4 protein-coding genes are annotated in these 3,156 nt (G+C 33.0%); all 4 read left to right on the forward strand.

Annotated features, from left to right (window positions below):
• Positions 1-178: 178 nt before the first annotated feature.
• The 4 genes from BM098_RS13040 to BM098_RS13055 all read left to right on the forward strand — a co-directional run bounded on the left by BM098_RS13040 (position 179) and on the right by BM098_RS13055 (position 2,802).
• Positions 179-604: a hypothetical protein gene (locus tag BM098_RS13040; protein WP_186819716.1), complete on the forward strand. Its 426-nt coding sequence runs from the start codon at positions 179-181 to the stop codon at positions 602-604.
• 43 nt (positions 605-647) lie between these two features.
• A complete protein-coding gene (locus tag BM098_RS13045) occupies positions 648-1,640 on the forward strand; it encodes a type II toxin-antitoxin system antitoxin SocA domain-containing protein (protein WP_089834063.1) in 993 nt (330 codons plus the stop codon).
• A gap of 570 nt (positions 1,641-2,210) precedes the next feature.
• Positions 2,211-2,459 carry a type II toxin-antitoxin system prevent-host-death family antitoxin gene (locus BM098_RS13050; RefSeq protein WP_089834065.1) on the forward strand — a complete coding sequence of 83 codons (249 nt, stop codon included), beginning with the start codon at positions 2,211-2,213 and terminating at the stop codon, positions 2,457-2,459.
• Positions 2,460-2,463: 4 nt separating this feature from the next.
• The gene (locus tag BM098_RS13055) at positions 2,464-2,802 is read left to right on the forward strand and encodes a type II toxin-antitoxin system RelE/ParE family toxin (RefSeq protein ID WP_089834067.1); all 339 of its coding nucleotides are present in this window, start codon (positions 2,464-2,466) and stop codon (positions 2,800-2,802) included.
• Positions 2,803-3,156 lie beyond the last annotated feature (354 nt).

Here is a 3,156-nt window from a genome sequence, read left to right on the forward strand (position 1 = left end):
GTTGTTTGGTAACTCTATTCTACAAAAAGAGGCTTCCTTTTTCCATGCTCAAAAACGAGTCAAAGGTCGTTTACACAAAATATTGTACACTATCAAACGTACTAATTGATACATTTTATTTGTATCATACGTTTAATTAATATATAATATGGTTATACTATAAGTAAGGAGTGATTACTTGAGCTCGAAAAATCCAAACACTCATAAAATTCTTGATTTCTCCTCGGATGATATAAAAAAATATTTAGTCATGTTCAGAAGATGTGTCCTTGAAGGTAGATATTCCATTGCTAAGAACACGAATAGGCTAGAAAACATGAGTTTCATAGAGGATTATAAAGTTAACTCCAAGAGAGAAAAAGAAATATTACTTGATTTGAAGTATGATGATTTTTGCTATGCTGTTGAGAATGAGAAAATTAATTACGCACATGAAATTTTATATGTCTTTTGTAAGCAATATGAACTGGACTTTTGGGGAGAGCTTGAGAATGTTGAAATATATATTAAAGTGAATATGATTGAATTGAAAAGTGGGGATGCTAGAGCTTTTGTTGTGTCATTTCATAAAAGAAACTTTGAAATGACGTATTTATTTAGATAGATTAAGGTCGGAAGTTGACCGCCATAATAAGGAGGAAATCATAATGAAGGGATTCTGTGAGAATTGCCGTGATATGGTTGACTACAGTGTGAAACCAGTGAATAAGGAAAAAACAATTAAAGGAAAGACAATTTACTACGTCGGTAAAGAAGCTTACTGCGAGGAGTGTAAGGAGGAAATTTTCGAGCCGGAAGTCAGAGACTATAACTTAATTCAACTGGATGCTGCATACAGAGAAGCAGAAGACTTGATCACAGCTACCGATATAGAAAGAGTTTTAGAAAGGTATGACATTGGGAAAAGACCCTTGTCGTTGCTACTAGGATGGGGGGAAGGAACATTAACGAGATACGTAGATGGTGATACGCCGTCAAAACCTTACTCTGATAAACTAAAGCATATTCTTGGTGATAAGGCATATTACCGAGAATTATTAGAGCAAAATAAGAACCGAATTAGTGAAGTAGCTTACCGGAAAAGTATGACAGCTACTGAAAAAATTGCTGAGACAGAAGGAAATGACATTAGCAAGCTTGAATCAGCCGTAAAGTATTTATTATTGGAAACATCAGAGATTACGCCGCTTGCATTACAAAAATTATTGTACTTTGCTCAGGGATTTAATAAAGCTTTTGATAATACTTTTATGTTTGAGGAAGATTGTGAAGCTTGGGCGCATGGGCCAGTTTATCGTGATGTCTACCATAAATATAAAGGGTTTGGTTACAATCCAATTGAAGACAATCAATTATCTTATGAAAACATTAATTTGACAGGCGATGAAAAAGAGCTGCTTAACCATATTATTTTATATTTTGGTTGCTATAGTGGTAAAATTCTTGAAAACATGACGCATTCAGAAGAACCTTGGAGAATAGCCAGACGTGATTTATTAGATGGTGAAGGATCTGAAAGAGTTATTGAAAAGTATGACATTGATGAGTATTTCAAAAACGTTAAAGAAAAGTATGAGATGCTGAATTTTACAGACATCAAAGATTATACGAAAGATTTATTTAGTAAGATTTATGGATAGAATCAGAAGGTAACATCTGATTATTGGTAAGATAAGGTGAAAATTTAAGTCGTATATTACTTGGTGTCGGTAAGTTATTTCAGTGAAGCAAAAATCACTCACTAAATAAACTTATCGACATCTCTTTACTTTATAAATATTGAAAACTATTTAAGAACGTATTGATAGAGGTGTAACGTCTCTATCATCTTTGCTATTACAGGTTATCTCCACGTGAATTTTCAAGTTAAAACTAGAAAAATGACATAGTAATAAAATGGAATAGTGTAAAGTTAGTTAAGATGGTGAGATAGCAACGTTGAAAAAAGATATTAATCTTCTTAGAGCGAGAAGACCCCTTCCTCAAACATACGTTAGAATATTAGGTTGGGGTAGTTCAATGATGATGTGATTCCAGCTTGGTTGTAGATGTCATATTTGTTCGTGCTGGAAATATGGTTATGAAACTTTTAAAACACTAAATCGAAATGATGTAATATATTACATTGAATTTTAAGTGAAATAAGGGTACGATATTTACAAAGGAACGTAATTTTAAGAATAACTTATTCTATAGAGGGAGTTGATATTATGCCTAACATTAAGCCAGTTTCTGATTTAAGAAATTACAATGAAGTTTTAAAGGATATTGGCGTCGGTTCTCCTGTATTCCTAACGAAAAATGGTAGAGGTAAGTTTGCCATCGTAGATATTGAAGAATATGAAAAAAATCAGGCTACCATTAAATTATTATCTAAACTAATGGAAGCTGAAAACCGTATTAAAACTGATAAAGATTGGATGACAGAAGATCAGGTGAAAGAAAAACTGGGGGTCTGATTTAATGCCTAAAATTAGAGTAAACCCCATGGCAACAGAAGACTTAATTGAAATTAGAGCCTATATAACGAAAGAACTTGAAAACCCCACAGCTGCAATGAACGTGGTACGGAATATTATCGACAGTTATGAGCAGTTAAAAACGTTTCCCATGATGGGAGTAGATTTGTCAACAAAGATAAATGTTCAGACGGATTTTAAGTATTTAGTATCAGGGCGTTATATTGTATTTTATCGAGCAGATAATGAATTTGTGTATATTTATCGCATTTTATATGCAGGTAGAGATTATCTAAAAATTCTCTTTCAAAATGAGATTGAAATAGATAATCTCGATCAATAAAACGAAGGAATTAAGCGAAATGATTGGATGATAGAGAAAAGCTTAGAAACCTGAATTCGTGACGCGTGGTCAAAATATCGGTTTTGCCCCGTGAATTTATGTTGTTAGCTTTTTGGTTAATCATTCATCTTTCTTTCATGTGAAAGTAAGGGAATAAGGACGATTGTTACCGAATTTTAAGTAAAGTTTGCGTGTGTGTTCTAACATTTTCGACATGTTCACTTATAGACATAAAAACAGCTAAACCGTGAGAAACGCCGTAAGCGCCAATAGAACGAGTATATACCTTACGTGCCATCCTCCATTTACAATAAAGTTAACTTTATTGAAATGGAGGATAATTTTATGACCAAT

Origin of the sequence: Halolactibacillus halophilus (assembly GCF_900115605.1) — a bacterium.
Lineage (GTDB): Bacteria > Bacillota > Bacilli > Bacillales > Amphibacillaceae > Halolactibacillus > Halolactibacillus halophilus.